General features: G+C 45.0%; 26 protein-coding genes and 1 tRNA gene. 9 read left to right on the top strand and 18 right to left on the bottom strand.

The window, feature by feature from the left end; genetic code table 11:
- Positions 1-13: 13 nt before the first annotated feature.
- From KSZ58_RS08665 to KSZ58_RS08635, 7 genes are all read right to left on the bottom strand, one after another.
- Positions 14-724: a response regulator transcription factor gene (locus KSZ58_RS08665; protein ID WP_009269580.1), complete on the bottom strand. Its 711-nt coding sequence runs from the start codon at positions 722-724 to the stop codon at positions 14-16.
- Positions 725-843: 119 nt separating this feature from the next.
- Positions 844-1,494 carry a TVP38/TMEM64 family protein gene (locus tag KSZ58_RS08660; RefSeq protein WP_008819270.1) on the bottom strand — a complete coding sequence of 217 codons (651 nt, stop codon included), beginning with the start codon at positions 1,492-1,494 and terminating at the stop codon, positions 844-846.
- A 245-nt stretch (positions 1,495-1,739) separates the two neighbouring features.
- Positions 1,740-1,904, bottom strand: a complete 165-nt coding sequence (locus tag KSZ58_RS08655; RefSeq protein ID WP_009588023.1) for a hypothetical protein — start codon at positions 1,902-1,904, stop codon at positions 1,740-1,742.
- Between the two features lie 140 nt (positions 1,905-2,044).
- A complete protein-coding gene (locus KSZ58_RS08650) occupies positions 2,045-2,821 on the bottom strand; it encodes an HD domain-containing protein (protein ID WP_008819271.1) in 777 nt (258 codons plus the stop codon).
- Positions 2,822-2,866: 45 nt separating this feature from the next.
- Entirely contained in the window at positions 2,867-5,179 is a 2,313-nt protein-coding gene (locus KSZ58_RS08645; protein ID WP_008819272.1) for a U32 family peptidase, read from the bottom strand.
- Complete coding sequence (locus tag KSZ58_RS08640; protein ID WP_008819273.1) at positions 5,166-5,624, bottom strand: threonine/serine exporter family protein; 459 nt, start codon at positions 5,622-5,624, stop codon at positions 5,166-5,168. Before KSZ58_RS08640 ends, KSZ58_RS08645 begins: the two co-directional genes overlap by 14 nt.
- A gap of 1 nt (position 5,625) precedes the next feature.
- Positions 5,626-6,393 carry a threonine/serine exporter family protein gene (locus KSZ58_RS08635; RefSeq protein ID WP_002608112.1) on the bottom strand — a complete coding sequence of 256 codons (768 nt, stop codon included), beginning with the start codon at positions 6,391-6,393 and terminating at the stop codon, positions 5,626-5,628.
- 198 nt (positions 6,394-6,591) lie between these two features.
- On the opposite strand from KSZ58_RS08635, the gene tpx reads away from it, so the two are divergent.
- The 3 genes from tpx to KSZ58_RS08620 all read left to right on the top strand — a co-directional run bounded on the left by tpx (position 6,592) and on the right by KSZ58_RS08620 (position 9,110).
- The gene (gene tpx / locus KSZ58_RS08630) at positions 6,592-7,083 is read left to right on the top strand and encodes a thiol peroxidase (RefSeq protein ID WP_002608111.1); all 492 of its coding nucleotides are present in this window, start codon (positions 6,592-6,594) and stop codon (positions 7,081-7,083) included.
- 565 nt (positions 7,084-7,648) lie between these two features.
- Complete coding sequence (locus KSZ58_RS08625) at positions 7,649-8,146, top strand: cytidine deaminase (protein ID WP_008819275.1); 498 nt, start codon at positions 7,649-7,651, stop codon at positions 8,144-8,146.
- 76 nt (positions 8,147-8,222) lie between these two features.
- The gene (locus tag KSZ58_RS08620) at positions 8,223-9,110 is read left to right on the top strand and encodes a diacylglycerol kinase family protein (protein WP_008819276.1); all 888 of its coding nucleotides are present in this window, start codon (positions 8,223-8,225) and stop codon (positions 9,108-9,110) included.
- Positions 9,111-9,121: 11 nt separating this feature from the next.
- On the opposite strand, the gene KSZ58_RS08615 is transcribed toward KSZ58_RS08620, so the two are convergent.
- The 4 genes from KSZ58_RS08615 to KSZ58_RS08600 are packed head-to-tail and all read right to left on the bottom strand — an operon-like array spanning position 9,122 to position 11,955.
- Positions 9,122-9,268, bottom strand: coding sequence for a hypothetical protein (locus KSZ58_RS08615; RefSeq protein ID WP_002608108.1), 147 nt, complete (start codon positions 9,266-9,268; stop codon positions 9,122-9,124).
- A 1-nt stretch (position 9,269) separates the two neighbouring features.
- Positions 9,270-9,926, bottom strand: coding sequence for an HAD family hydrolase (locus KSZ58_RS08610; RefSeq protein WP_008819277.1), 657 nt, complete (start codon positions 9,924-9,926; stop codon positions 9,270-9,272).
- Positions 9,919-10,617, bottom strand: coding sequence for a YjjG family noncanonical pyrimidine nucleotidase (locus KSZ58_RS08605; protein ID WP_008819278.1), 699 nt, complete (start codon positions 10,615-10,617; stop codon positions 9,919-9,921). Before KSZ58_RS08605 ends, KSZ58_RS08610 begins: the two co-directional genes overlap by 8 nt.
- A gap of 9 nt (positions 10,618-10,626) precedes the next feature.
- Positions 10,627-11,955 carry an MATE family efflux transporter gene (locus KSZ58_RS08600; protein ID WP_009587982.1) on the bottom strand — a complete coding sequence of 443 codons (1,329 nt, stop codon included), beginning with the start codon at positions 11,953-11,955 and terminating at the stop codon, positions 10,627-10,629.
- A gap of 160 nt (positions 11,956-12,115) precedes the next feature.
- On the opposite strand from KSZ58_RS08600, the gene crcB reads away from it, so the two are divergent.
- A complete protein-coding gene (gene crcB / locus KSZ58_RS08595) occupies positions 12,116-12,481 on the top strand; it encodes a fluoride efflux transporter CrcB (RefSeq protein ID WP_065530815.1) in 366 nt (121 codons plus the stop codon).
- Between the two features lie 154 nt (positions 12,482-12,635).
- Here crcB and KSZ58_RS08590 read toward each other — a convergent pair whose 3' ends face one another.
- The 3 genes from KSZ58_RS08590 to KSZ58_RS08580 form a co-directional block, all read right to left on the bottom strand.
- Positions 12,636-13,916, bottom strand: coding sequence for an EAL domain-containing protein (locus KSZ58_RS08590; protein ID WP_022300224.1), 1,281 nt, complete (start codon positions 13,914-13,916; stop codon positions 12,636-12,638).
- Positions 13,917-14,538: 622 nt separating this feature from the next.
- Positions 14,539-15,594 (bottom strand): lysylphosphatidylglycerol synthase transmembrane domain-containing protein, encoded by a 1,056-nt coding sequence (locus KSZ58_RS08585; RefSeq protein ID WP_009269584.1) that lies wholly within the window; start codon positions 15,592-15,594, stop codon positions 14,539-14,541.
- Positions 15,595-15,700: 106 nt separating this feature from the next.
- Positions 15,701-15,976, bottom strand: a complete 276-nt coding sequence (locus KSZ58_RS08580) for a hypothetical protein (RefSeq protein WP_153903694.1) — start codon at positions 15,974-15,976, stop codon at positions 15,701-15,703.
- A gap of 164 nt (positions 15,977-16,140) precedes the next feature.
- Between KSZ58_RS08580 and KSZ58_RS08575 the strand changes: the two genes are divergently transcribed.
- The 5 genes from KSZ58_RS08575 to KSZ58_RS08555 all read left to right on the top strand — a co-directional run bounded on the left by KSZ58_RS08575 (position 16,141) and on the right by KSZ58_RS08555 (position 21,402).
- Positions 16,141-17,382, top strand: a complete 1,242-nt coding sequence (locus KSZ58_RS08575) for a helix-turn-helix transcriptional regulator (RefSeq protein ID WP_008819283.1) — start codon at positions 16,141-16,143, stop codon at positions 17,380-17,382.
- A gap of 200 nt (positions 17,383-17,582) precedes the next feature.
- Entirely contained in the window at positions 17,583-18,350 is a 768-nt protein-coding gene (locus KSZ58_RS08570) for a bifunctional 2-polyprenyl-6-hydroxyphenol methylase/3-demethylubiquinol 3-O-methyltransferase UbiG (RefSeq protein ID WP_009269585.1), read from the top strand.
- A 542-nt stretch (positions 18,351-18,892) separates the two neighbouring features.
- Positions 18,893-19,759 carry a bifunctional 2-polyprenyl-6-hydroxyphenol methylase/3-demethylubiquinol 3-O-methyltransferase UbiG gene (locus KSZ58_RS08565; protein ID WP_021419824.1) on the top strand — a complete coding sequence of 289 codons (867 nt, stop codon included), beginning with the start codon at positions 18,893-18,895 and terminating at the stop codon, positions 19,757-19,759.
- A gap of 633 nt (positions 19,760-20,392) precedes the next feature.
- Positions 20,393-20,466, top strand: a tRNA-Trp gene (locus tag KSZ58_RS08560).
- A 114-nt stretch (positions 20,467-20,580) separates the two neighbouring features.
- Entirely contained in the window at positions 20,581-21,402 is an 822-nt protein-coding gene (locus tag KSZ58_RS08555; protein WP_065530809.1) for a DNA-formamidopyrimidine glycosylase family protein, read from the top strand.
- A 410-nt stretch (positions 21,403-21,812) separates the two neighbouring features.
- On the opposite strand, the gene KSZ58_RS08550 is transcribed toward KSZ58_RS08555, so the two are convergent.
- The 4 genes from KSZ58_RS08550 to abc-f all read right to left on the bottom strand — a co-directional run bounded on the left by KSZ58_RS08550 (position 21,813) and on the right by abc-f (position 25,098).
- On the bottom strand, positions 21,813-22,286 hold the full coding sequence (locus tag KSZ58_RS08550; protein WP_009269587.1) for a low molecular weight protein-tyrosine-phosphatase: 474 nt from the start codon (positions 22,284-22,286) through the stop codon (positions 21,813-21,815).
- A 446-nt stretch (positions 22,287-22,732) separates the two neighbouring features.
- Positions 22,733-23,041, bottom strand: coding sequence for a hypothetical protein (locus tag KSZ58_RS08545; RefSeq protein WP_008819716.1), 309 nt, complete (start codon positions 23,039-23,041; stop codon positions 22,733-22,735).
- Between the two features lie 47 nt (positions 23,042-23,088).
- A complete protein-coding gene (locus KSZ58_RS08540; RefSeq protein ID WP_227761327.1) occupies positions 23,089-23,445 on the bottom strand; it encodes a hypothetical protein in 357 nt (118 codons plus the stop codon).
- A gap of 27 nt (positions 23,446-23,472) precedes the next feature.
- Positions 23,473-25,098 (bottom strand): ribosomal protection-like ABC-F family protein, encoded by a 1,626-nt coding sequence (gene abc-f, locus KSZ58_RS08535; RefSeq protein WP_009269589.1) that lies wholly within the window; start codon positions 25,096-25,098, stop codon positions 23,473-23,475.
- Positions 25,099-25,248: the final 150 nt, after the last annotated feature.

Raw genomic sequence — 25,248 nt, 5'->3', positions numbered from 1 at the left:
AGATCACCTGTTTTTATTTTTCTATTTTATAGCCGATTCCCCAGACCACCTTTAAATAGCGCGGATGCTTGGGGTCCAGCTCAATTTTCTCCCGCAGCTTACGGATATGCACCATCACAGTTTCCGTATTGATTGCTTCCTCATTCCAGACGGCCTCATATATCTGCTGTGCTGAAAAAACACGCCCCGCATGCTTCATCAGCAGCTCCAGTATCATAAACTCCTTCGGCCGCAGCTTGACGATCTGATTATCCACACGCACTTCCTTTGTCGTGCTGTTTAATTCCAGTGCCCCAATACTGTAAATTTCCTCCTCACGATTCACAGAGGATACCGCATGCTCCTTCAGCATCAGAATCTGTTCATAGCGGCGCAGCTGACTGCGGACACGGGCCAGCAGCTCCATAGAGCCAAACGGCTTTGTGATATAATCATCCGCACCGATATTCAAGCCGGTTATTTTATCGATATCTTCAGATTTCGCACTCAGAAAGATGATTGGAAAATCATAATCCTTACGCACCTCCATCGTCATAGTGATTCCATCCATAACCGGCATCATGATATCCACCACAGCCAGATTAATTGTTTCACGTTTTATTATGTTCAGACCCTCCTGGCCGTTTTCAGCCAGAAATACACGATATCCCTGATTTTTCAAATATATCTGTATAGCCTCCCGTATTCCTTTTTCGTCCTCCACGACGAGTATGTTATGATCCATAGCCTTCACTCCCTCTCAACAAGTGTAATTGTACTATATTCCGGATGATTCTTCCATGTTATGCAGCAGAAACCCCAGAAAGGTTGCAACTGCACAGAATGTGCAGATAATAAATTGTATCATATCGCTGTATCCTCCTTCATGCGTTTATAAGCAAAGCCTCCTGCAATTACAAGCAGAATCGTAAGTATTGCCACTCCGGCAGCTGCGACGAAATTCCCCTCCTTCAATGAACCGCTGAGAAATGTCGATGTCACAATGCTGGGAATACGTCCCACGGTTGTGAGCAGCAGCCATTTCCCCAGAGCGATATTGGATAGGGATACGACATAGGTCATAATATCCTTCGGCGTGCCGGGAATCAGAAACAGCAGGAAAATCCACAGCATGCTATTCCTTTTTTTCAGCACTCCGGTAAACTCATTCAGCTGCTCCTGTTTAAAAAAGACGGTTACCAGCCGTTTTCCATACCGCTGAACCAGAAGGTATACAAGGGCTGTCCCAAGCAGAGATCCCACCAAGCAAAGCAATGTCCCGCCAACGGAGCCAAACAGAAATCCGGCCGCAAGCTCCAGCGGCTCTCCCGGCAAAAAAGCCAGAAAAATCTGTGCGGCAATCAAAACAATCATGAGTATCTCACGCAGGCCATGCGGGATATCCTCCAGCATACGGGAAATCTGATTCATGTCGATACTGCCAAAAAGAAGACCAAGTCCGGCCCCAGCCAATAGAAGAACACCACCCAGCATAACGATGTATTTCTTCTTCATGAAATCAGCTCCCTTCCTTACAGTCCTTATTATGCAGGAAATTTCTTACCATAAAACGCAGGTAAATCTTAAACTTTTCTAAATCCGTCACGCAATTCAAAAAATAGTGAAAAAGGCATCCTTTGCATTTTCTTTCCGACAGGGATGCTGAGAGGACATGTTACAGTGAAGCAATTCAGCTGACGGTTTCGCTGCAGACATTCACAGAAAAAGAAGCCATGCTAGGTACTGCTGAAAACAGCCGATTATAAAAAGCTGATGTGTTCCTTTCCGCATTCACGCAGTACAGCTTTCCATAGCTTACCCTGTCGGGATACATGAAATAAGTTGTATATCAGCCATACGGTGATGATGAAAAAGGAATCCGATTGTATGGAGGTTTTCCCATAACCGGATTCCTGCTTTCTCATAATTCAAACGTATGCTTCACAAAATGCCATGCATTCATCCCCTGCTTTCTGTAAATCAGCAGGGGAAACTTTTTACATCCTCCATATTCTTACAGAAACGGAAAACGCTTTACTCCTTGGTAGGCATGAAAGCCTCTTTTTTACGCAGTGACTCGCTTTTGCATATATGTCAGTGCATGTTGTACAGCAAGCTGTACTGCCTGCTGTGCCTGCTCTCTTTGAAACGGATAACGTTCTACCATGCGTTCAATATAATGCTGCTGTAAAACAAGAGACAGTGCATAGGCATCATGATAATCAAATATAAATGCCATATGGGACAGCAGGATATCGAGATGCGTTTTCCGTTTTGCGGACAGAATGGGACGGCTGTTCAAAAAATCCTGCAGAACCTCCTCACTCACCGTTTCCTGCAGCAGCTGCTCTTCACTGCACAGATAGACATTTTCCGCTTTCTCCATCAGATTTACACGGAAGATATCCGTTTTATCCGCATCCCTCAGAATCGTGGCATGCAGAAATGCATGTTCCTCCAGGTCGTCTGCAATCTGAAACTTATTATGGTTTTCTATCGCATGCAGCATTACTTCCTGCTGGTGCGGATCATCACAGAAAACAGATAACAGCCCTTGTTCCTGTAAAATCCGTACCCCAAGTGCCGCATGATTGATACTTTTCGCATCCAGAAAGGTATGATACTGCTTCAGCTGTTCAAATCTTCCGATATCATGATACAGGCCTGTCACCTCGGCCAGATCCACATCCATAGCAGAGCAGTTTCTGTGGATCGCCAGCTGCTTTGAAATCTCAGCCACCTTTTGTGAATGCACGATTTTAAGAGCCACCCGCTCATCCTGTGTATCATATCCTTTGCAATAGGCGGCAAACTGCTCCTTTGCCTGTATAAGATTCACCATATATATCCTCTTTTCAATTAGGTATATCCTATGACATACCTTTTCTTATACACCCTGTTTCATTTGCAGCTGCGCTTTACAGGCTGTGATAATCCTGTGGCAGTCAGCCTCGCCTTCCATGGTGAACGTGCATAGAAAATGCTGAATCCCATGCTGCTTTGCTTCCGGAATCGAATCGATATGATTGCGCACCTCATAATGTAGAATATGCGTACGGCAAGACTCGTCACACAAAATCGGATAGCGATTCTGTTTCACATCGAGAAGAGCGTATTCCGCCCCCTGCCTGCAAAGACCGCAGTTTCTGTCTGTATGATTACAGATAACGGAATTGATTGGACAGTATTCACTCAGCATCAGCTCAGCTCTGCCGTATACCGTATAAAAGAAGGGTGCATCCACCGCATATCGTTCCTGAAAGCACCGTTTGATTGCACTACAGTCCTGTAGGCTGCTTTCCAGAGAAAAGCTGATTCCCCTTGCACCGTGAGTAAGCAGAAATGCGGCGGTATGGGAATTCGTCATATTCAGCGAGGTATCACAGAAGACCTCTCCCGCCTGCAAGCCGCCGGTTTCCTGAATCATCATCAGGGAAGCAGGATACTCCTCCTTCATCACTCGTGGCATACGCGGATAAACTCCCTCTGTGCCCTTCATCAACGCATACAGGCTGTGATTTTCCACAAAGATCATATCCAAGCCCTCCTGTAGACAGGCCTGCAGTTGTTCCTCAGTATGCACAACAGCACAGAGTGATGGAGCGTCCTGTATTGAATGGATTACGGGCTGCTTCTCCGCAAGAATACGGCGCTGCTTATGCAGAATTTTTCGCTGCTCCTCCAGCTTCGCCAATGCACTTCGACGCATCTGATTGAGTTCCCGGATAGGAAGTATTCCCTGCGCATCCAGCTGATAGGAAATGTTCTCGAATACAAATGGCGTATCTCCGCTTTTTTTCAGCTGCGCAGCAATTCGCTCCTCTTTCAGCGGCATCCTGCGTGCTGTTTCACATACGGCATCACTTTCCACTCGTACACTTCTGCCTTCCTCGTCCATAATCTCCAGGACTGCCGGTTTGCCTGCCTGCATGGTGAACTGTGCATAAACGGCAACCTTACGAGGTGCTGCCTCATAGCTTTTCTGCAATGCCTGCAGCTGCTGTGCATCACTGGTCTTCAGGACAATACTTCCTTTCACAACAGGTGCTGTTTTATCCAGCTCCACAATATCCCCTGCTGCTCCGTGATTGACCAGCAATCCGTCCTTATACAGAAAATTTACCTGAAAGCCGATATCCTTCGGTTCCTGCAAAATGCGGATACCATCCTGCTGCCGCAGGGTATCCTGCAGGCGTATCACAATTTTATCTCTGGTAACCTGAATGACTTTACCGACCTTGACTCCGATATGATTGGGACGGATCGGATTCATCAGCTGCGCCCCGTAATGATGAAACAAATGTCCCTGGGTAAAGCCGCGGTTGAATATTTTTTTCATCTGCATATCCACAGCTTCATCATAGATAAATGCTCTTCCCTCATAATACGCATCGATCGCCTTACGATATAAGGCAACCATCAATGCCACATATTCCGGGCGTTTCATCCTGCCCTCGATTTTAAAGGAGGCAATTCCCGCTTCAATCAGCTCCGGAACTCTTTCCAGCGTATTCATATCCTTCGGGCTCAGCAGGTATTCCCCTTTTCCTTGCAGGATTTCACTATGACCGTCCTCCCGCTTTTCCAGCTGATATTTCATACGGCAGTTCTGTGCACATTCGCCGCGGTTTCCGCTTCGCTGCAGTGTCAGTGAGCTCATCAGACACTGCCCGCTGTAGGATACACACAGGGCTCCCTGAACAAAAACCTCCAGGTCTACGCCTAAAGCCGCATATGCTCGGATTTCCTTTAGCGGAGTTTCTCTTGGCACCACCACTCTGCTGGCACCGCAGGACTCTATAAAGTGAATTCCCTGCGGATTATGGATATGCATCTGTGTGGATGCATGCAGCTCCATGTCCGGGAAGCGTTGGCGCAGCACAGAGAATAAGCCCAAATCCTGAATAATTACCGCATCCACATCATGCTCATATAAAAACTGAACATACCGGACACAGTCCTCAAATTCCTCTTCTCGAATCAGGGTATTGACGGTAACAAACACACGAACCCCATACACATGGGCATAGGCGATTGCTTCCTGAATTTCGTCCTCATCAAAATTATTGGCGAATGCTCTGGCACCAAACATACTGCCACCAAGATACACAGCATCACAACCATTTTGGACTGCCGCACGAAGCGCCTCCATAGAGCCGGCAGGTGCCAGCAGCTCCACTTTTCTTTCAGTTTTCCACATGCCTTCTCACACTCCTTCTCTCCGGTTTGAATACAGCCTTCATGATTGTTGAAACAACAAGGATTCCCAGAGCCAGTACGCCTGCGATGGTCAGCGTATCCAGACCGATGGACAACGCCTGCATCACATCCCCTTCTATCGCCTTCAGCATCGTACGATACATTCCACCTCCGGGTACCAGTGGTATCAGGGCACAAATGATAAAGGTTGTTACCGGTGTCTTGCAGATACGGGCAAAAATTTCAGAATACAGCGATAGTGCAACCGAACCCAGAAACATGGCAGTCAGCTCCGAGCAGCCCACAAGCAGTGCCGCATGGTAGACTGCACCGCCGATTGACCCTGCGATTCCTGCAAGAATCAGTTTCCTTCCACGAATATTAAACATTACGCCAAATCCCAGTGAGGCAAAAAAAGAGGCAATCATCATATTGATCAGATACATGTCACATACCTCCGCTCAGTCCGATGGACATGGAAAGGACAACACCGATACCGGCAGCGATTGCAATCGCCACCAGAAAGGCCTCGGTTGCACGGGCAACACCGGACAGATAATCCCCGGAAACCGTATCCCGTATGGCATTGGTAATGGCTAAGCCGGGAACAAGCAGCATGATGCTGGATATAATAAGGATATCGACATCCGTATCCGGACAGAGGGCATGTGCCCCCAGTGCCGCAAGCGCACCGCTCGCCGCCGCAATTGCATTCGTAAAAAAGCCGTGCAGGCCGCGCTGTTCCATAAGGGCGCTTACCGCTTTGATCAGCAGTCCGATCAAAAAGCTGCATCCTGCCTCCAGATAATTTCCACCGAAGAAAACCGCAAAGCCACCTGCACTCAATGCTCCGAAGAACATGATTATCCAAAAGGAATAGCGCTGTTCATTTTCTATTTCTCTCAGCTTTAGCGCCAGCTCCTCGATTGTGTAATTCTGCACGGCGGTTTCTCTTGAGAGGCTGTTGATCTTATCAATGCAGTTTAAATCCACACCGCGTGTATGCACACGAAGGATTTTTGTATGTGTTTTGCTGGCAACCGTGATGGAGAACATGATGCCGGTTGTGGTAACGAAGCTCTGTGCATCCTCCACCTCAGAAAAGCTCGTGCAGAGCCGCACCATCGTTTCCTCCACCCGATAGATTTCCGCTCCGCTTTCTATGAGCAGTTTCCCTGCATAGCTGGCCACATCCAGCAGCTGATCTGTATTCATGCACAACCCCTCAACTTTCCTCTAACAGTATAGCGGATTCGAAGGGAAATGGAAACAGTTTTGTAAACAATATACAAGAAAAAAGCAGAAGCTACACACTGTTTTCGTTTCGTATCCTTGTTCATAAATTTCCAGGCAAATAAGTTCACCTTTTCAAACAATCCGGGTATACTATGTACAGAAAGCGAGGGATATCAAATGAATATAACCTTTCAGGGAAATCCTGTGACAATAAAGCATGAGGCAGTGAAGGAAAACGAGACATTAAAGCCGTTTACTGCTATACGAAATGATATGAGCGAGTGGCGAAGTGAGGACAGTACAGGTACACGTATTTTCCTCAGTGTACCTTCCCTGGATACCGGTGTATGCAGTATGGAGGTCGCAAAGTTTATCAATTACGCAAAGGAGCTAAAGGATGTTACCGTATGTGCAATATCCATGGACCTGCCATTTGCTCTTGAACGCTGGTGTCAGGCAAAAAACAATGAAAATGTAATTACATTGAGTGATTACAAGCTGCACAGCTTTGCAGCGGCAACTGCAACCTATGTCGAAGAGTTAGGTTTACTGACGCGGGCAGTATTTGTAGTTGATAAGGACAATATCCTGCGCTATGTCGAGTATGTCAGGGAAATTACAGACGAACCCGATTATGAGGCTGTTCTTTCCTGTGTGAAAGGCATCTGAAGGTACTCGTAATAACAGAAGCTGAATGCAGCATGCAACATGAGGCTGCAGGGCGCATGTTAAAAGTGAATGCAATAGCTTAATTTCTGAAAGGCAGACGATTGATAAACGTATCGTCTGCTTTTTGGTTACTCCTTTCGAAAAGGAAGAAGATATGGATTTCCATTATCTCCTTCAAACCAATGCAGAATAAACAGCTTCACCGCTCACCCGCATACTTTTCATTGCCTGCAGCCCTTTGAGATTCAGGATGTCCGTAAGCAGGAAGCTTTATGGAAGACTTGATTCGATGTGGTCGACCTCTTTATATAAAAAACCGTAATCATGTAGTTATGATGCAAGCTGCACCATATACAGCAGCTCTTTTCACACAGCTGTTTGCTATCCATGGACTTACTCACTGCTTTTAGCATACGACTTTCTCTTATCCTACTTGTATATACCGATATGATTTCTTTTTACTTCCGCAAGCATTCCCATAGCTTTTCTGTCAGCTTTCTTTAGATGATTGTATTAAAAAGCAGCTCCCCTTATAATAATATTTGATAAAGAAAGGGAGGTTTTTATGAAACAGGAGCGCGTAGATAAAATCAATTACTATCTGGATATCGCAGGAACAGTCGCACAGAGAAGCACCTGCCGCAGAAGAATTTACGGTGCGGTAATCGTTCAGCATGATGAAATTGTCTCCACCGGATATGTGGGTGCCCCTCGGGGACGTACCAACTGTCTGGATCTGGAATACTGTATTCGGGAGAAGCTGCGGGTTCCCCGGGGAGAACGCTATGAATTATGTCGCAGTGTCCATGCGGAAGCAAATGCAATCATCAGTGCACAGCGCAGTGAAATGCTGGGAGCCGATATGTTTCTGGTAGGCTATGAAGCAGTCAGCGGGGAGCTGATTCAAAGCTCGAACAGCTGTTCCATGTGCAAGCGAATGATCATCAATGCAGGAATTTCAAAAGTCTATATACGGGATACGCCTTCCCAATACCGTATGATTGATGTATACAACGACTGGGTATTGCAGGATGAATCACTCGACGGTGTCTTAGGATATTAACACTAATTCCTGCACTCCACTTCCCTTTTCCGTCTTTATGCTATACAATTATATGCAAAGGAAACGGGGCGTGTGTATGGACAGAAGCATCAGAATCATTATGAATCCAAAGGCAGGAAAGCAGACGGCAAAAACGGCTTTATTTACGTTATGTGACCGGTTTTGTGCCATGCAGGATACGATACAGGTTTATGTAACCCAGTATGCGGGACATGCACAAAAGCTTGCGAAAGCCAGTGAAGGCTGCTGTGATATTCTCGTATGCATCGGTGGGGACGGTACCTGGAATGAGGTGATCAGCGGCATTATGGAAATAGACAGCAAGCCTGTGCTTGCCTATCTTCCAAGCGGGACAGTCAACGATTTTGCGGCTACACTGAAGCTGCCGAAAAGTGCTGGAAAGCTCATGGACACCATTGCACAATACCGTCCGTTTTCCTGTGATATCGGCCAGTTCAATAACCGCTATTTCACCTATGTTGCGGCGTTTGGTATCTTCACAGAAATTTCCTACTCCACACCCCAAAGCACCAAAAACTCCTTTGGAAAAATCGCTTATTTTCTGGAAGGCGTCAAACAGCTGACGAATATTCCCCGCTATCATGTCAAAGCCGTCATTGATCAGAATGAAGTCATTGAGGATTCCTGTATCTTCGGCTGTGTTACCAATTCCAAGTTTGTCGCAGGCTTTACTGCCGTAAACTCAAAGGATGCTCAGCTGGATGACGGGCAGTTTGAGCTTCTGCTCATCCGGGTTCCCAATAATCCACTGGATGTACAAAATATCATTGCGGCGCTGATAAAGCATGAGGTTAATGAAACCTGGATGTATTTTCGAAAGGCCTGTGATATCCGCATAGAAGCCCGGGAACAGATTCCCTGGACACTGGATGGTGAGGATGGGGGAAGCACAACACTTGCCCATATCCTGAATAAAAACAGAGCGGTTACCATTCTGGTATAGCCGCTCTTTTCTTATCCGTTAAAATTTACTTTATTAAACTTGGCGCTGTTCTTCCCCTTGCCCAGTGTTTTTTCCAAAGCTTTGGTGCGGGGCTTCTGCTTGGCTTTGCGGGCCTGCTCCAGCAGCTCTGCTGTACTCTTCTTTTTTTTATCAGCCATGTTATGAACCTCCTTTTTTCAATACATCCAACAGACTCTGCACATCCTCCACGATGCAGTCAGCGCCTGCTTCCTTTAGCTCCTCACGGCTTCCGTATCCATATAATACGCCAATCGTGCGCATGCCGTTCTTTTTCCCACCGATGATATCGTGCCGGCGATCTCCGATCATCACACACCGTTCAACCGGGAGGCGATGCTTCTGCACAGCATAGGCAATGACATCCGCCTTATCGCTGCGGGTACCATCCATCGTGGCACCGCAAATATCCAGCATATAGGAATCCAGCTTAAAATGCTTCAGGATGGTACAGGCGAATTCCTCCGGCTTACTGGTAGCGACCAAAAGCGTTTTGCCCTGCTTCTGCAATGCCTCCAGCAGTTCACGAATCCCCGGATATGCCACGTTTTCCAGCATTCCCTGCTTGCGAAAATAAACGCGGTAATCCGCAATTGCCTGCAAGGCCTGCGCCTCGTCAAAGGAATACAGCTCCATGAACATATCCTTTAAGGGCGGTCCGATAAATGCGCACAAATCATCCGGATTTTCCACATGAATACCGGCTTTATCCAAAGCAAAGGCTACCGATCTGGTAATACCAACCTTTGGATCTGTCAATGTTCCATCCAAATCAAACAACAGGATATCCTTATCCATCATTTTCCTCCTCCAATATTGTATATAATTCCCGCAAATCCCGAATTTCATAGGTTAACGGAAGCTGCTTGTGATTCTTTTTCCCATCAGGATTATACCAGCAGGTGGAAATACCGGCATTGATACCTCCCTGCATATCACTGGATAACGAATCTCCGATTATGAGGGTCCGATTCCGCTTCGCTCCATTTAATCTGGCAAAGCAGTGATCAAAATAGGATCGGTCCGGCTTCCGGAATCCGATTTCCTCCGATACAAACATATGATGGAAATACGCGTCCAGACCGGAATCCCGCAGACGCGCATACTGTGTTGCGACAACACCGTTGGTCACGATACACATACGATACTGCGGATACAGGCGGCGTACCACCTCCATAGCATGCGGTATCATATCGTGCCCTCTGCCCAGCTCCTTTTGATAGATATCCTCAAAGGCGATGCCATCATCCGCAATACCGAATTCACGAAACAGCTTTCCAAACCGTGTGTAAATCACTGCTTCCCTTGAGATTTCGCCTTCCTCATACGCTGACCACAGCTGTGCGTTTATGTCCTGATAGCGTTTCTTCATTTCATTTGTCAACGGGTAGTGATGCAGATCAAATACCCTCTGCAGAGCCCGCTTTTCCGTTGCATCGAAATCGAGCAGCGTTCCGTCTGCGTCAAATAACAGCGTCGTAAACTTCATATGTTCTCCTTATGTGATAATACGTTTCTTCATCCATGAGCCGCTTTGATACCGCCAGTAAAACCAGAGTATGCGAAAGAGCCAGTCGGTAAACATTGCGAGCCAGACGCCCAATACACCAAGCCCCAGTATCACCCCTAGCAGCCAGCTCAGACAGATTCTGCACAGCCACATGGATACAATCGAGATGCACATCGTAAAGCGCACATCTCCGGCTGCACGCAGTGCATTGGGAAAGGTGAAGGATGCCGGCCACAGCACCATGGCGAATATGCCGTGATACAGCAGCAGCTCCAGTGCGGTATCATACGTCTGTGCACTTAAATTATATATGTTCAGAAGCAAAGGCACAAGACACAGGATGATAAGATTTACCGCAAGCATGGATATATATGCGATTTTCATTAGTTTTTTTATGTAGAGACGGGCCTGCGCATAATCCCCAGCCCCAACGCACTGCCCTACGACCGTTATCATTGCAAGTCCGATTGCGGCAGCGGGTATGATTTCCATTTGTGCAATATTGTTCGCTACGGCATTGGCCGCTATCGCAACCGTACCAAAGCCCGCAATCAGTCCCTGAACAAGGATTTTTCCTATCTGGAACATACCGTTTTCCAAACCGTTTGGTATTCCGATTGTCAATATACGGCGTATCATATCCGGATGAAATTCCAGCTTCCTGTAGGAATCAATATAAATCAGATTATCCGGACTGCGCAGCAGATACAGCATAAACAGGGAACCCAGAATACGGGAAACCAGCGAGGATATGGCAGCACCCGCCACCCCCATATGGAAGCCGTAAATCAAAACGGCATTTCCGAGGATATTGAAGGCATTCATGAACAATGAGGTAATCATTGAAATTTTGGAATTCCCCATGGAGCGAAACAGTGCAGCCCCGGAATTATACAGCGCGATAAACGGGTAGGACCATGCGGATATTTTAAAATAGATCTCTGCATTCCACATGACTGCCGGCTCCACATCCGTAAAGACCAGCTGCAGGATTGCCGTACAGCCAATCAGAACGATTCCCATGATGATAACAGCAAAAATACCGGTTGAAACAATCAGCTGCTTTGCCGACACACATGCCCGATCGCGGTCGCGACCACCGAGATACTGACTGCAGACAACAGCGCCTCCGGTAGCCAGTGCGGCAAAGATATTGATCAGAAGGATGTTGATCGTATCCACAAGACTAAGACCGGAAACCGCCGCCTCGCCCACACTCGACACCATGATCGTATCGCTCATCCCGATCGTTACCGCCAGAATCTGTTCGACAACAAGTGGCAGAATCAGCCGCTTCAGATTCTCATTTGTAAACATTTCATCACACTCCCAATCATCCCTTTGAATGTTACTATTATAGCCCATATCAGGGAATGCGCAAGCAAATTGAGAAAACTCCTGCCGGAAGTGAAAAAGTTTTGCAGGGTATGCGGTTTCATTTCAAAAGTATGGTAAAATGGTTGCGGGAGCGATGTTTATGAAAGAGTTTTTGTTTGTCGGCCTTGGCGGTGCCGTAGGAGCGATGCTGCGCTATGGAATGTCCATGATGCCTGTAAAAAGTGAGTTTCCGTATATGACACTTCTTATCAATTTTCTCGGTGCGGTAGCAATCGGGATACTGGCAGCCCTGAGCATGAGGCAGTCATTGTTAACGGAGCACAGTCTTTTGTTATTGAAAACCGGTGTGTGCGGGGGATTCACCACCTTCTCCACCTTTTCCCTGGAGGCGGTTTCCCTGCTGGAGCAGCATAAAACAGGGATGGGAATCACCTATATTCTTTCCTCCGTTCTTTTATGCCTGCTTGGAGTGCTGCTTGGCAAAGCAATGCTTCATCCTCTTTAATATGCGGAAGACGAAAAATCCTGCTAAGCAAAAAAAGGTCTGTATGCGTTGAGATATTCTCTGCATACAGCCTTTTTTCATTCCATACCGGATTATCCGAAAAGCTTACACAAGCCAGCAGCGTGCATATCGGGAAGGGTCTGCTATGAATAGGCTAACACTCTCCCTGTTCTGCAATCAGACGCTGAAATTCATCCATCGGCATCGGACGATAATAATAGAATCCCTGAATCATATCACAGCCATGCTGGCGCATATGCTCTGCCACAGTCTCATCCTCAACTCCCTCTGCCACGATCTGTACAGGAAAATGATGCAGTATATCCAGCAGACCATCCACAATCAGAAAATTATCGATATCCCTGTATGGATTCTGAAAAAGGGAACGATCCAGCTTAATGATATCGATGGGAACCCTGGCAAGGACACTCATGGAGGAATAGCCGCTGCCAAAATCATCCAGCGCACAGCGAAATCCTGCCTTATGTATTGTATCCACCACCTTGATCAGCTTATCGGAATTATCCATGCTTATGCTTTCCAGCAATTCAAATTCGATGTACTCCTTCGGTATGTCAAACTGCTGAAACACTTTCATATATTCCTGCATGAACGGCTCATCCTCAAAGCTTGCCTTGGAAAGGTTAAAGCTGATGGGAACCATCTTCATCCCCTTTTGTATGCTCTCCTGTATCATTTTGCATACCAGCTCAAACACCATTTGATCTACATAACGGATGTAGCTGTTTTCATTCAGCACCGGCAGAAACAATGAAAGAGGAATCATTGTACCATCTTCATCAAACCAGCGCAGCAATGCTTCTCCTCCGCATATTTTCAGGGTTTTGGCATCAACCTTAGGCTGAATATAAACCGCATAGGTTTCCTTGCGGCAGGCCTCGACTGTCTTCACCTCAAGCTGCGATCGCATTTGAAATTCCTGCAGCTGTTTTCTGGTAAAAAACTTAAAATCCGAGCTTTTCTTTTCATGCTCATTTGATGTTATGCGTGCAAGCCATGCATATAAGCAGCAGGTTTCAAAATCCGCCTCCGGGAAATCCCGCAGACGACACACCCCCATGGAAAAAAACACTTTGTTGAAAAAACGAGAATCCTTCAGCTCATAGCCCTCGTAGTCTCTTTGAATAAGCTCATCAATAATCTTCTTTTTTCGCCACTCATGAATGAGGAATATGAAATCATCCCCACCTGTATACAGCAGATACTGTCCTTTCTTCAATCCCTTTGTGAAAGTCTTCAGAATCTGTTGAAGCAGCTCCTCCCCTGTTTCATGGTCATATCGGCCAAGAAAATATCGAAATTTCTTAACATTAAAATGCAGAAGAGAATATTCCTCGCGCGGCTGCAGCTGAGAAAAAACAGCCTGTAGCTCTGAACGATTGTACAGCACCGTACCATTGTTGTCAGTCTTCATAATATTTGACCCTTTTTTCCTTTATCTGTTTTATTTTACCACACTTTATTCATAAGATAACAGGAAAGTTTCCATCTATCGGCTGTTTCCATTGCCCGTTTGTAGCAAGGGTGACATGGAAGCAGGCTGCAGATGCGGATATCCGAAAGCGAACACGATTGTTATCATCATGCGGCGTAACAGCATTTCGTTCAGCTGTAAGGTTTTGGCCTGAAAGCATACATAAAAAGCAGAAAAAGGTGCACCGTTTGCTTTAGGAATATGCACCTGGGTAACAGCATGATGGATGATACAGCTTTGTGAATTGCCGTCAGCTATAATATAAAGCAAGCGGCTTCTAATGCATGCCTGCGCGCTCATTAAAACGTTTTGTTCGTGTTCAGATACACGTAGCTGGACCTGCTTCGCCTCTTACCACGATAGCTTTACCATAATTTAGATCCACTACGTTCCCAGTGCCTCTACGAATCGCTCTCGCTCTGGCATACTTGGATATACTTTTCGGATGATATTGCTTGCTTTATTGAGATTGGCATTCATTAGACCTCTTTTCCAGCTTATGCTTGTTTGTTCGCAGTTCAGTATTTACAGTATTTACAGCATTTCACCTGTGGTTGGAACGTTATGGAAGAGACTTCGCTGTTGGCAGCTGCCTCTGTCTTTTGGTGCCTGCTGATTTCACATACAGGAAAATAATCCCTCCTGCAATGAGCTGGATGTGATACGTTGCCACACGCCATAATATCATAACACTGCTCGCTTCTGTTCTACCAAACAGAACTGCAAATATCAGAATAAATGCGCTTTCTGTCCATCCGGTATCTCCGGGAAGAGGCGTTAAGGCATTCAGCATATGGATACACGCAGACATCAGCAAAACATTGATCAAATCAGAAAGGGACAAGGGTACCTGCAGCGCCAATGCCGCCACATAGGGAATTGCATAGAAAATTGTCATACGCAGAAAATTCAGAAGAACAGCCTCCACAATCATGCGGCGGTCCTCCTTCAGCTTTTTGATTTCCTCATTAAAGTATAAAATCTGTCCCTGCCATTTTTCCAGTGTATACGCCTTATTCTTCACAATATGAAAACGAAAGCCGACATTGACAATTCCACGGCTGATTTTCACATACAGCTTTGGAAATCTGGCCATCGTCCATAAAATCAGTATGACAGAGGCATTGATGGCAAAGCCAAGCAGCACCAGAAAAAAATAGATCTGAAAATGTTCCATTGCATAGGAAAACCGTGTAAGCAGCAGTATGCTCACATAAAACAGGACTGTACTCTGATAAAGGAAGAAGTCCTTCCAAAGTACACTGGCGATATCACTGTACTGCATATCCAGCTTACGAAATGCATAGGTCTGAGCCACCTGTCCTCCGCCCAACGGGGTAACACCGTTGAAAAAAGCTGCAATATACGCATTGTGTATTCCGTCCCATATGCGGATATCCGTTTTATAGGGTTTTGCTATCCTGTATAAGACGATTCCCTGAAGCAGATAATAAGCGGTGCCCAGTACCGCAATAAGCACAATCCAATACCAGGATATATGAAAAATATTATATAAAACCTCTGCACAATCATCCTTTAACGCAAACCAGCAGGCAAAGGCTGTCAGTGACAGAAGCAATAGAATCTGTAGGATTCGTTTTTTCCAGGTAGTCTGCATAAAACACCCCGCTTTCTAAGCTCTCGAGTAAGTATAGCAGTTAAATCTTAACTTTCTCTAAATATTTTCATATCATTCTTCAAATCTTTTTCTACACATGCTTCCTTTATTCTGATATTTCCTGTACCTTAAAAAGGTATGCAGCAGCTTGCTTCTTTATAGCAGAATACGAATTTCTTCTATTGAAATATACGAAAGCATCAAGGAAATCATGCAGAATGCCCTGTAATCCACCTCCTGTTTTTCCTATATGAAACACTGGTTTGCTTATTGCAATCCCAATCCATATGCTATAATGGAGAAAAGGCTTAAACATGCAACGTGAACATTCTAATTCCATTTGCAGGCTGGCAGAAAGCAGGTGCGTTTGCATAACCTCCATAATGGGGAGTTGTATCTACTTCCATTATGCAGACTGTCAGAAAGCGGGAATAGACTGTTAGAACGACAAAATAGACAAGCTCCAATCATTGTAGGAATCGACATGATTTTCTATACGTGTTATTTGGTATGAGAGTCTTCACCTGTAAGAAAGGACATGATCATATGCTGCTGGATATATGTAAAGAACACAGAAAACGCTATGGCTGGCTGATTCGGCAAAAAAGAATAGCACTCGGCTATACCCAAAAGGAGCTTGTCGAAACACTGGGTCATGCTGTTTCACTTCGCAGCTACATTGCCTTGGAAAACGGAAAAGCGCTGCAGGATATGGATATCTATGATCAGTTGTTTGCCCTGCTTGATCTGCAGTATAATTATGCATGCAATCCTGATCCCCTGCTGACGCCTTTTCTGCAGAAGCTCTTTGAAAGCTGGAACGCTTATGAGGAGGAGGCATGCTGTAGCTGTATCCGGGAGCTGCTGCAGCTTCTTTCCCCCTATAGACAATACAGCTGGGAGAGCGTGGTTTTAAAAAGTCTTTCCATCCTGCTGGATGCTTTGAAAAAGGACAGATTGCTGAAGTCAGAGGAATATGACTGGCTGATGCAGTTTCATAGCGTATTGCCAAGAGAATTGGAATCTGTGTATGCCTCCATCCTTTATCACTATCAATATACCCTTCCCCATGATCGAAATCAGCTGCGCAATCTGCTGACCATATTTCCTATGCTTTCTCATCCCGATTCTGTGAAAAACTGTATTACCTATGCGCTTCATCAGACAAATCTGGAGCATAATGACCTGCCTGCGTGGAGGCAGCTGCAGAAATTTACAAAGAAGGAGGAGCACAGCGGAAACTGGACAGCATTGTTTGATCTGTATCACTGGCTTTGCCTGATCAGTGCCCGCATTCATGTACCTGCCTTTGAGGACCTGCACAGGATGTGTGAAAAGCTGCTGCTGGAGCATACGATCAAGGCAGAGCGCAGAATCACCTATTATTTCAATCTCTCGGGTGTTTATCATAACCAGAAGGAGTATGAGAAGGAGGAATATTATCTTTGCCTGTTTCTGAAAAATCATACCCGCCAGCTTCTGCCATTCATGTTTTGGTATATTCACAATCAGCGGCTTCAAGGGAAAGGAATTGAAAAGGTTCTTGCGCAATCCTATGATATGCGTGACTGCAGTGAACGTCTGCAGACTCTGTGGGGGTTTTATGAACTGCTGCCTCATGCGGATGCGCGGACTGCCCAGAATTATCTTATGAAGCGATGTCTGCCATTGATGAATGATCTCGCAGTGGAATTTCAAATCGTTTTTCTTCATGAGCTTCAACTTTTGATTCCCAAAACCAGAAATTACAAGGATCTGCATCTTTATATGAAACAGCTGCAGCTGTAATCAAATTCCCTACACAGCTTACTTGAAGATTTTAATACATTGATATTGCAACAGCCTTGAAGTTCCCTTTTCTGATAAAGTGTTTCTGCACCTGATAAAGAATTCATCAGCTTAACACCTCTTTTCTCAGCAATCTGCAGATTTTCCATATCGGTGTACGGTTTCCTGTATACTATTGGAAACGAAAGGAGGTAGTGATTATGGAATTACAGGAATTGTATGAACACTTTGAGGAGGAAAAAAGACTCTTTCACGGTTATGCAAGTCAGGTTGAGTACCTGACAACCATGCACTATATTCATCAATATGCAAATACACAGGCGCAGATTCTGGAAATCGGTGCAGGCTGTGGTGCATATTCTCTCGCCTTAGCGAAGGAGGGGTATTCCCTTACTGCGGTGGAACCGGTTAAAAAGCATGTTCAGATTATGGAAAGCAGAAAAACAAGGGATATGGATATCACCATTCTGGAATGTGATGCCGCACACCTGCCGGAGGACTGGAATTCAAAGTTTGACATGGTTCTCTGCTTCGGTCCCCTGTATCACCTTTCGAAAACACAGGAGCAGCTACAGGCTATCGAGGCAGCCTGCCGGGTATGCAAAAACAAGGGCATCCTGATGTTTGCCTATATTCCACACGATATGGTAATGGCAACGGAAACCATGCATGTGGAGGGATTCCTTACGGGAGATGAATTTGATGCGAAAACCCTGCAGCTTCACAATGACCCGTTTGTGTTTCATGACGAGCAAAGCATAGATGAGCTGTTTCATCCCTTTCCCTTAGAAAAGCTGAAGCATGTTGCGGCAGACGGTCTTGCGGAATTGATGAGTGAGCGTATCAATCGCTTTACTGCAGAGGAATTTCAGGTATGGATGCGATACCATTTCAAAACATGTGAAAAACCATCCTTTTTGGGACACAGCAATCACAATCTTTTCATTGCACGAAAAAACAGCCGTTAATCTTTTCTGTTTGAATCCATACAGGAATGGATGCCATCAGGCAGTGCAACCCGTGCCCGTCAGGTTGCCTGATAGAAAAAGCTAATATGGCTACCCCTGCATGCTGTCGCATGCTTTCACAGGAACATTCCCGCCACAAAAGCGACTTTTCGAGCGGTTGTTTTTACATACCTTCATTTTGAGCTATCAAAAGCAATGCTATGTATGCGACTGCATCGGTAATGTAAATCGGTAGATGCTAACAGATTTACAGCTTCTTGAAAATTCAATTGCATCTGTCGTCCATATTCTGTATAATGAGAGCGTGGCAGCTTTTAAAGGAGATGGTTCTGTCCGGCGCACTTGACGCTGTTGAAGGCGTAATGAAGTGAAACGTGGAAAAGTAGAAAATGATCAGAAAACAGATATAAAACAGCCTGTATCAGACAGGGTTTATATCGTGGTCATTGTATCAGCTACTTCCACAGAAATGTTTATAACAGCCTGTGGGATATCCACAGGCTTTTCGTAAGCTGCCATCAGGAAAAGAAAGGACAGAACAAATGAAAAAACTATTTACCATAGCAATGCAAAAACCGGCATTGTATGAAACAAGCAAGGACAATATCTGGAGTGATCCGCATACGGTAAAACGTATGCTGAAAGCACATCTGGATACTACCGAGGACTCCGCAACTCGTAGGATCGAAACCGTGGAAAAAGCCATCGACTGGATAAGCAGGCAGTTTCCAGCGGAAAGATATCCGACACTACTAGACCTTGGCTGCGGACCCGGTGTTTATACGGAGCGCTTCTGCAAAAAGGGATATGCAGTCACCGGTGTGGATTTTTCCGAGCATTCGATTACCTATGCAATGCATTCTGCCAGACAGCAGCAGCTTTCCATACACTATCTGTGTGCTGATTATACACAGCTGCACATGAACAGCAGATTTCACATCATCACCCTGATTTACTGTGATTTTGGTGTATTGTCTGCTGTGGACAGAAAGAAACTGCTGGCTTCCGTTTACAGCTGGTTACAGCCGGAGGGCGTCCTGCTTTTTGATGTATTTCTTCCTTCCCGCTACGACGGAGTACCTGAATCTAAAACATGGGAAATTACAGAGGATGGCTTCTGGGCGGATGAGCGATGCCTGACTCTGCATGATGTTTTTCGCTATGAGGAAGACAATACTGTTTTGAACCGATATATCGCGATAACAGAGGATGATATCCGTCAGTTTCATGTATGGGAGCATACCTTTACGAAAGCAGAGCTGCAGGAAGCACTGCAGGAGGCAGGCTTTACAAGCATAGCATTCTTCCGTGATATGAACGGAAATCCATGTGGTGATTATGATCAGACAATGTGTATCGCCGCCTGTAAAAGCAGAACTAACGCAACGGATATAGGCAGTGATGGCTGATTGCAGCAGATAATTTACGAAATCTCTATTCAGATATAGCTAGCAGGAAATGACACAAGGCTCTCTTTCATGGGAGCCTTTTTTTGAATAGAGACTTCCTGGGACTGTGCATTCATGTATTCATAAGTATCGCTTTATTCGCATAAGCAGCTGAGGAACAAAAAAAAGCCGCTCTTTGGATGTGAAGAGCAGCACCATCGGGAGTTTATAGAGAAGATTGATGGCATGGTTATTGTATCACCTTTTTTTGTATATGCAAACTTATTTGCTCACAGTAATATTGTGATACTCATATGATTGTTCGCTGTCATAGATTGAAAGTAAGCTGTGCAGCAGCGATATATTCACTATGCCCATGGTATGAAGGGAAGTGCTTTGATACGCAGTTGTATTTCCCTATGAAGGTTTGCTGGCTACCAGGTGCTGTAGCTATGAATAAGCAGTATGCCATACCCTTTTAGGATTTCAGGAGTTGTGTCGCAATATGCAAAAAGCGATGTGCATGATCAATGATATTGCAGAGACGGCAACCTGAGAAATGGATGGATCAGATGCCGCGGTTCCTGTAATTTTTACGATTTTCTTATTGCCATAAATCTTTTTCTGTGATAATATAATAAAGCGTTAAAGCCTAGGGGTATAGTACAATGGTAGTATAACGGTCTCCAAAACCGCTGATGGGAGTTCGATCCTCTCTACCCCTGCCAGTTTACATCTTCAGATGCTCATTCGAGCATCTTTTTTTCATCATTTTTTGGGAAATGCAGGAGGATCATAGGCAGCTGTACCTTTTTCTGATACAATCTATACAGGTGATGTATATGATTGAGCTTCCTGAAGCAAGAACAATAGCAGCAGATTTACGTAAAGAGGTTCTTGGAAAAACTATTCAAAGTGTGTCCGGAAATTTCACGGATCACAAATTCACATTTTATTATGGTAATCCGGATACCTATCACGATCGACTGAAAAACAAAGCCGTAACCGCTGTAGTAGAGCGCAGCTTCTATGTGGAACTGGAGATTGAGGATGAGGTGCTGACCTTTCGTGATGGAGCAAATATCCGCTGGTTTGCAAAACCACAGCAATTCAAGAAAAGCAAGCTGCTGCTTATGTTTACAGATGGAAGCTGTCTGCACGTTACGACCTCCATGTATGCGGCAATACATGTTTTTCCAAAGACTGAGGGTGCACAGGATGCCTATTATGAGGCAGAGCTGAAAAGCTGTTCTTTGCTGGACGAGTGCTTCACGTACGAAAATTTTTTAAGCAAGCTGTATCATGAAACAGAAAAGCTGAGTGTGAAAGCCTTTCTGGCGACAAAGCAGAGGTTTATAGGAATCGGAAACGGTGTCTGTCAGGATATCCTGTTTTATGCGGGACTGCATCCGAAACGGAAAATGAATACACTGACAAAGGATGAATTAAACACATTGTTTTTCTCAATGAAGCAGACGCTGCAGCAGATGGTATTGGAAGGCGGCAGAGATAGTGAGAAGAACATTTATGGTGAAAAGGGCGGGTATCACTGTGTCATGTCGGCAGGGCATTATAAGGATGGCTGCCCGAAATGCGGAGGCAGAATTCAGAAAGAGCAATATCTGGGGGGAAGTATTTATTACTGTCCACACTGCCAGAAATAAGAAACCGCCGGATGTAACGGACACCGGCGGTTTCTTTGTGGATTCCATATCCAGAATTATGGAATTAAATGAATATGCCACAGTATACAGGTAGTATGTGGCTGTAAGAACTATATCATAGGTACGAAAAGGCAATCTAAACAAAATGTAAAGCTTTTATAACAGAAGTGAACTGGCAAGCTTCCTATATGTGCAGTATCTGCTCTCTTCGCCCTTCAGATTCTTTGTATAGCATAAAACACGCATGCTCTTCACAAGGTTCTTTCTCGATTGTGGGTAAACTTAACATAGGGAGACTTCCATACGATTGCAGTTATCAATAGAAGTTGAAGTCTCCCTTTTGCAAACACCCTAAAGTAAGAAAGAACCCTTCACAATTTCATGCGTGTTTTTTCTTGCGTATATCACTGTCAATAATTCTCATCTGTCCACTGTGATTTCAAATACTTCAGAAGACCACTGCAGCCTTCCATCACATCGGTAAACGTAGCATCAAAGTTACCAGTATACCATGGATCGGCAATTGCGCCCGGGCGGCTTGTAAAGTCAAGCAGCAGATACAGCTTATGCTTTGGATCACCATGAACAATACGTTCCATGTTTCTCATGTTTGCGCCATCCATACCAATCAAATAATCGTATTTTTTATAATCTGCTTCACACATCTGTACAGCCCTGTGATTTCCCACCGGTATTCCTTCTTCACGCAGCTTACGGCGTGTTCCATAATGAACTCCGTTTCCGATTTCTTCGCGGCTTGTGCCGGCGGATGAAATATAAAATCTGTCCTGCATTCCTTCTTTTTTCACCAAATCCTTCATAACATATTCCGCCATTGTGGATCGACAGATATTGCCGTGGCAAATGAATAGTATTTTTATCATGTGCTCATATCTCCATTTAAGTCTTATGTTTCTTTCCAAACGCTTGATATTTCAGGGTTTTCCGTTTTTCAAGGTATCCTCTCATATCTTTTCGTGTTTTCTCATGTCTTTCCCTGCAATCCTTGTAAATCCATCGGTAAAGCAAGCATCCTTACCAACGGGCTTTTTTAATCCTTCGCTATCCGATATACTTCTTCCTCTGCATATCGAAATTCACATGGGTGTATGTGTTCAAGGCTACACTGATGTCTGCGTGACCCAGAATATACTGCAAGGTTTCGAATCTATCTCGAATTTTGTCAAATAGATCTATTTGCTGTTTCCGGGTATTCGCTTCTCTGGTAACAGAATCATTGACATTGGCAGATGCCAGTTCAATGGATTTTTGCGAAGAAAATCATCGTCCACTGCTATCTGAGCGATTCTTTATCATTTCATCTTTCTATTCAGTCATAAATCCGAAATTCATATCCGTCTTCCGGTTCACCTATGGGATATCCCAGGATTTTCTCTGCTCTGCGCTGAAACTGCGCAAACCACGCATCCCATTCCTCCTGTGGAAGCTCTGCGTAAAACTGCAGACCACTGGTCTCCAAAGAAGCCTCAATCAGCTTTCCGTCACATCCATACCATTGCGGACAGCCATCACTAAAGCCCCGATAATGCGGCAGCTGTGCAAACATTTCTACCAGCTCATTCCATAAGTTTTCCGGTATGGAATAATGTATATTCAGATTATGATTATGTATGTCCATGTATGCTTCTCCTTGTTAACATTTACGTAATCGAATGCTACGCTCACTTATAATGCCTTCCATTTCATCATCGCCTCATATTCTTTGCCAACCTTGTGCAGAATATCGACACATCCACAGCTGCTGTATCGTTGCAGCGTCTCTGCATCAAAAAATGAATTGAAGCTTCCATAGAAGACATCTGCAATGCTATCGTTCATATAAGATAGCGTGTCAGTCCGTCGAATCAGAAATATCCGTTTGATATTTGGTCGTATATGCCTGTTCACAAATCCCCCTGCGGCAACGATTTGCAGTGACCTGGAAAGAATTTCATCGCCCTGATGCTCCTGTGAAGTTTCATGAATCCGCGAATCATGCATCTCTTTCCTATCCGGACTACCTGCTACCGTCCATGGTATCATGAAAAGCACAGATTGACAAATCCCTTTCTATAGATTTTTCAGTTTTTCCATTATTTCAGCATATTCCTTCTCCAGTACTTCCCGATCACCTGATGCCTGTATGAGTCGATGTGCCACCTCACTTCTGCGCATATCCAGAATCATTCGCTTTGTCGCTATATCCGGATCGATTTGTCCCTGCTTTTTACTGCATGACTTCACACAGTCCTGCGGCATGTACAGCGTATGCTCGCGAAGCTCCCATACCTCAGTTGCGACCTCTTTGATAAATGCCGCATCATGAGATACAAACAATACACTTCCCTCATAATTTTGCAGCAGCTTTGTGATACAGCGAATGGAAGGAAGATCGAGATAATTTGTCGGCTCATCCAGAAGCAGCAGATTGCTGGAACCTACCATCAGCTTCGCAAAGCCAAGCCGCATCCGCTCTCCACCGCTTAACACAGCTACCGGCTTTTTCAAATCCTGTTGTTGAAATAACAACCGATCCAGAATTGTGCGCACGACATGCTCCCCCTGCACACTATCCGCCATGGCATTCTCATATACACTTTGCTCATCCTTCAAATTCTCAAACTGCTGAAACAATCTGCCAATCTTCACCTTTGGTGCCTTCCATATCGCAGGATTTCCCTGTACAATCGCTTGCAGCAGCGTTGTTTTGCCACAGCCGTTTTCTCCAACAAGAGCTACTCTACTGTGATTTTTCATAAAGAAATGCACATTCTTTAGCACATTGTGCCTTCCATAGGAAACACTTAGTCCTTCTGCTTTCAACAGCCATTTTCCTTTTGGCAGATCCAGCGCCTGTACATCCATCACAATTGCTTCTTCCTCTTTTAACACCTCAACCTTTTCCAAATGCTCCATACGGCTTGCAATCGCATCCGCCTGCCGATACATCGCCTTACTGATACCGTCCTTGGACTTTCGAAGCGCGACCTTTCCCCGCATTTTACGTTCACTGTTTGAAACATTTCGCGGCTTCCGCTTCGCCTTTTGTGCCTGCTTTATTTTTTGCTCATACGCCTTTTGCAGCTGGTGACGCTGCTTCTCGATTGTATAGTAACGGTGCTGCAGATATTTTCTATGTTCCTCTTTCTGATAAAGATAGCTTTCATAATTACCTTCATATATGTGCAGCCTGCCATCCTTAATTTCAATGATCTGGTTGCATACCTCCTGTAACAGGGAACGCTCATGCGTAACCAGTACAAAGGAATCCATATTCTGCAGGGCTTTTTTCACAAAGGCAATTCCCTGCTGATCCAGATTGCTTGTCGGCTCGTCCAGAAGATACAGATGACAGGGTGTGCTCAGTGCTTTTGACAACCGCAGCCTCTGCTGTTCCCCACCGCTTACCTGTTTCTTCGATTGCAGATGAGAAACAGATAATTCCCTCAGTAGTCTTCCATCCCCATAAGAAACCTGTTGTGACAGCTGTTCAAAATAGGAAAGCGTACAAAATCTACGTACAACACCTTCTTCAACCACACACACTCCCTGTAAAATCCGCAAAAGTGTGGTTTTTCCGCATCCGTTTGCGCCAATCAGTCCAATCCGCTGACCCTGATGAATCTGCCATACCGGTATATGAAGCAGTTCTTTATCATGAAACCTTTTTATTACATGCTGTAATTCCAGCAGCATAGAATCCCTCCCTATGAGCGGGTGGATTATCATATATAAAAAATCTATGCTCGATATCTATCTTACCTGCATTCTACATGCATTGAAGTATAAGAAAAGAACAGATTGATAAAAAAACACAATGATAATTTAACCCACAGTCCGCAAAAC

Origin of the sequence: Erysipelatoclostridium sp. DFI.2.3, assembly GCF_019132535.1 — a bacterium.
GTDB classification, from domain to species: Bacteria; Bacillota_I; Bacilli_A; order Erysipelotrichales; family Erysipelotrichaceae; genus Clostridium_AQ; species Clostridium_AQ innocuum.
The sequence above is the reverse complement of the archived record's forward strand: the minus strand, read 5'-3'. Positions and strand labels throughout refer to the sequence as shown.

Excerpts from the sequence above, each read along its gene's own strand:
- KSZ58_RS08665 (WP_009269580.1), bottom strand. The coding sequence starts at position 724 with ATGGATCATAACATACTCGTCGTGGAGGACGAAAAAGGAATACGGGAG.
- KSZ58_RS08660 (WP_008819270.1), bottom strand. The coding sequence starts at position 1,494 with ATGAAGAAGAAATACATCGTTATGCTGGGTGGTGTTCTTCTATTGGCT.
- KSZ58_RS08655 (WP_009588023.1), bottom strand. The coding sequence starts at position 1,904 with ATGAGAAAGCAGGAATCCGGTTATGGGAAAACCTCCATACAATCGGAT.
- KSZ58_RS08650 (WP_008819271.1), bottom strand. The coding sequence starts at position 2,821 with ATGGTGAATCTTATACAGGCAAAGGAGCAGTTTGCCGCCTATTGCAAA.
- KSZ58_RS08645 (WP_008819272.1), bottom strand. The coding sequence starts at position 5,179 with ATGTGGAAAACTGAAAGAAAAGTGGAGCTGCTGGCACCTGCCGGCTCT.
- KSZ58_RS08640 (WP_008819273.1), bottom strand. The coding sequence starts at position 5,624 with ATGTATCTGATCAATATGATGATTGCCTCTTTTTTTGCCTCACTGGGA.
- KSZ58_RS08635 (WP_002608112.1), bottom strand. The coding sequence starts at position 6,393 with ATGAATACAGATCAGCTGCTGGATGTGGCCAGCTATGCAGGGAAACTG.
- tpx (WP_002608111.1), top strand. The coding sequence starts at position 6,592 with ATGAATATAACCTTTCAGGGAAATCCTGTGACAATAAAGCATGAGGCA.
- KSZ58_RS08625 (WP_008819275.1), top strand. The coding sequence starts at position 7,649 with ATGAAACAGGAGCGCGTAGATAAAATCAATTACTATCTGGATATCGCA.
- KSZ58_RS08620 (WP_008819276.1), top strand. The coding sequence starts at position 8,223 with ATGGACAGAAGCATCAGAATCATTATGAATCCAAAGGCAGGAAAGCAG.
- KSZ58_RS08615 (WP_002608108.1), bottom strand. The coding sequence starts at position 9,268 with ATGGCTGATAAAAAAAAGAAGAGTACAGCAGAGCTGCTGGAGCAGGCC.
- KSZ58_RS08610 (WP_008819277.1), bottom strand. The coding sequence starts at position 9,926 with ATGGATAAGGATATCCTGTTGTTTGATTTGGATGGAACATTGACAGAT.
- KSZ58_RS08605 (WP_008819278.1), bottom strand. The coding sequence starts at position 10,617 with ATGAAGTTTACGACGCTGTTATTTGACGCAGACGGAACGCTGCTCGAT.
- KSZ58_RS08600 (WP_009587982.1), bottom strand. The coding sequence starts at position 11,955 with ATGTTTACAAATGAGAATCTGAAGCGGCTGATTCTGCCACTTGTTGTC.
- crcB (WP_065530815.1), top strand. The coding sequence starts at position 12,116 with ATGAAAGAGTTTTTGTTTGTCGGCCTTGGCGGTGCCGTAGGAGCGATG.
- KSZ58_RS08590 (WP_022300224.1), bottom strand. The coding sequence starts at position 13,916 with ATGAAGACTGACAACAATGGTACGGTGCTGTACAATCGTTCAGAGCTA.
- KSZ58_RS08585 (WP_009269584.1), bottom strand. The coding sequence starts at position 15,594 with ATGCAGACTACCTGGAAAAAACGAATCCTACAGATTCTATTGCTTCTG.
- KSZ58_RS08580 (WP_153903694.1), bottom strand. The coding sequence starts at position 15,976 with ATGGAGGTTATGCAAACGCACCTGCTTTCTGCCAGCCTGCAAATGGAA.
- KSZ58_RS08575 (WP_008819283.1), top strand. The coding sequence starts at position 16,141 with ATGCTGCTGGATATATGTAAAGAACACAGAAAACGCTATGGCTGGCTG.
- KSZ58_RS08570 (WP_009269585.1), top strand. The coding sequence starts at position 17,583 with ATGGAATTACAGGAATTGTATGAACACTTTGAGGAGGAAAAAAGACTC.
- KSZ58_RS08565 (WP_021419824.1), top strand. The coding sequence starts at position 18,893 with ATGAAAAAACTATTTACCATAGCAATGCAAAAACCGGCATTGTATGAA.
- KSZ58_RS08555 (WP_065530809.1), top strand. The coding sequence starts at position 20,581 with ATGATTGAGCTTCCTGAAGCAAGAACAATAGCAGCAGATTTACGTAAA.
- KSZ58_RS08550 (WP_009269587.1), bottom strand. The coding sequence starts at position 22,286 with ATGATAAAAATACTATTCATTTGCCACGGCAATATCTGTCGATCCACA.
- KSZ58_RS08545 (WP_008819716.1), bottom strand. The coding sequence starts at position 23,041 with ATGGACATACATAATCATAATCTGAATATACATTATTCCATACCGGAA.
- KSZ58_RS08540 (WP_227761327.1), bottom strand. The coding sequence starts at position 23,445 with ATGATACCATGGACGGTAGCAGGTAGTCCGGATAGGAAAGAGATGCAT.
- abc-f (WP_009269589.1), bottom strand. The coding sequence starts at position 25,098 with ATGCTGCTGGAATTACAGCATGTAATAAAAAGGTTTCATGATAAAGAA.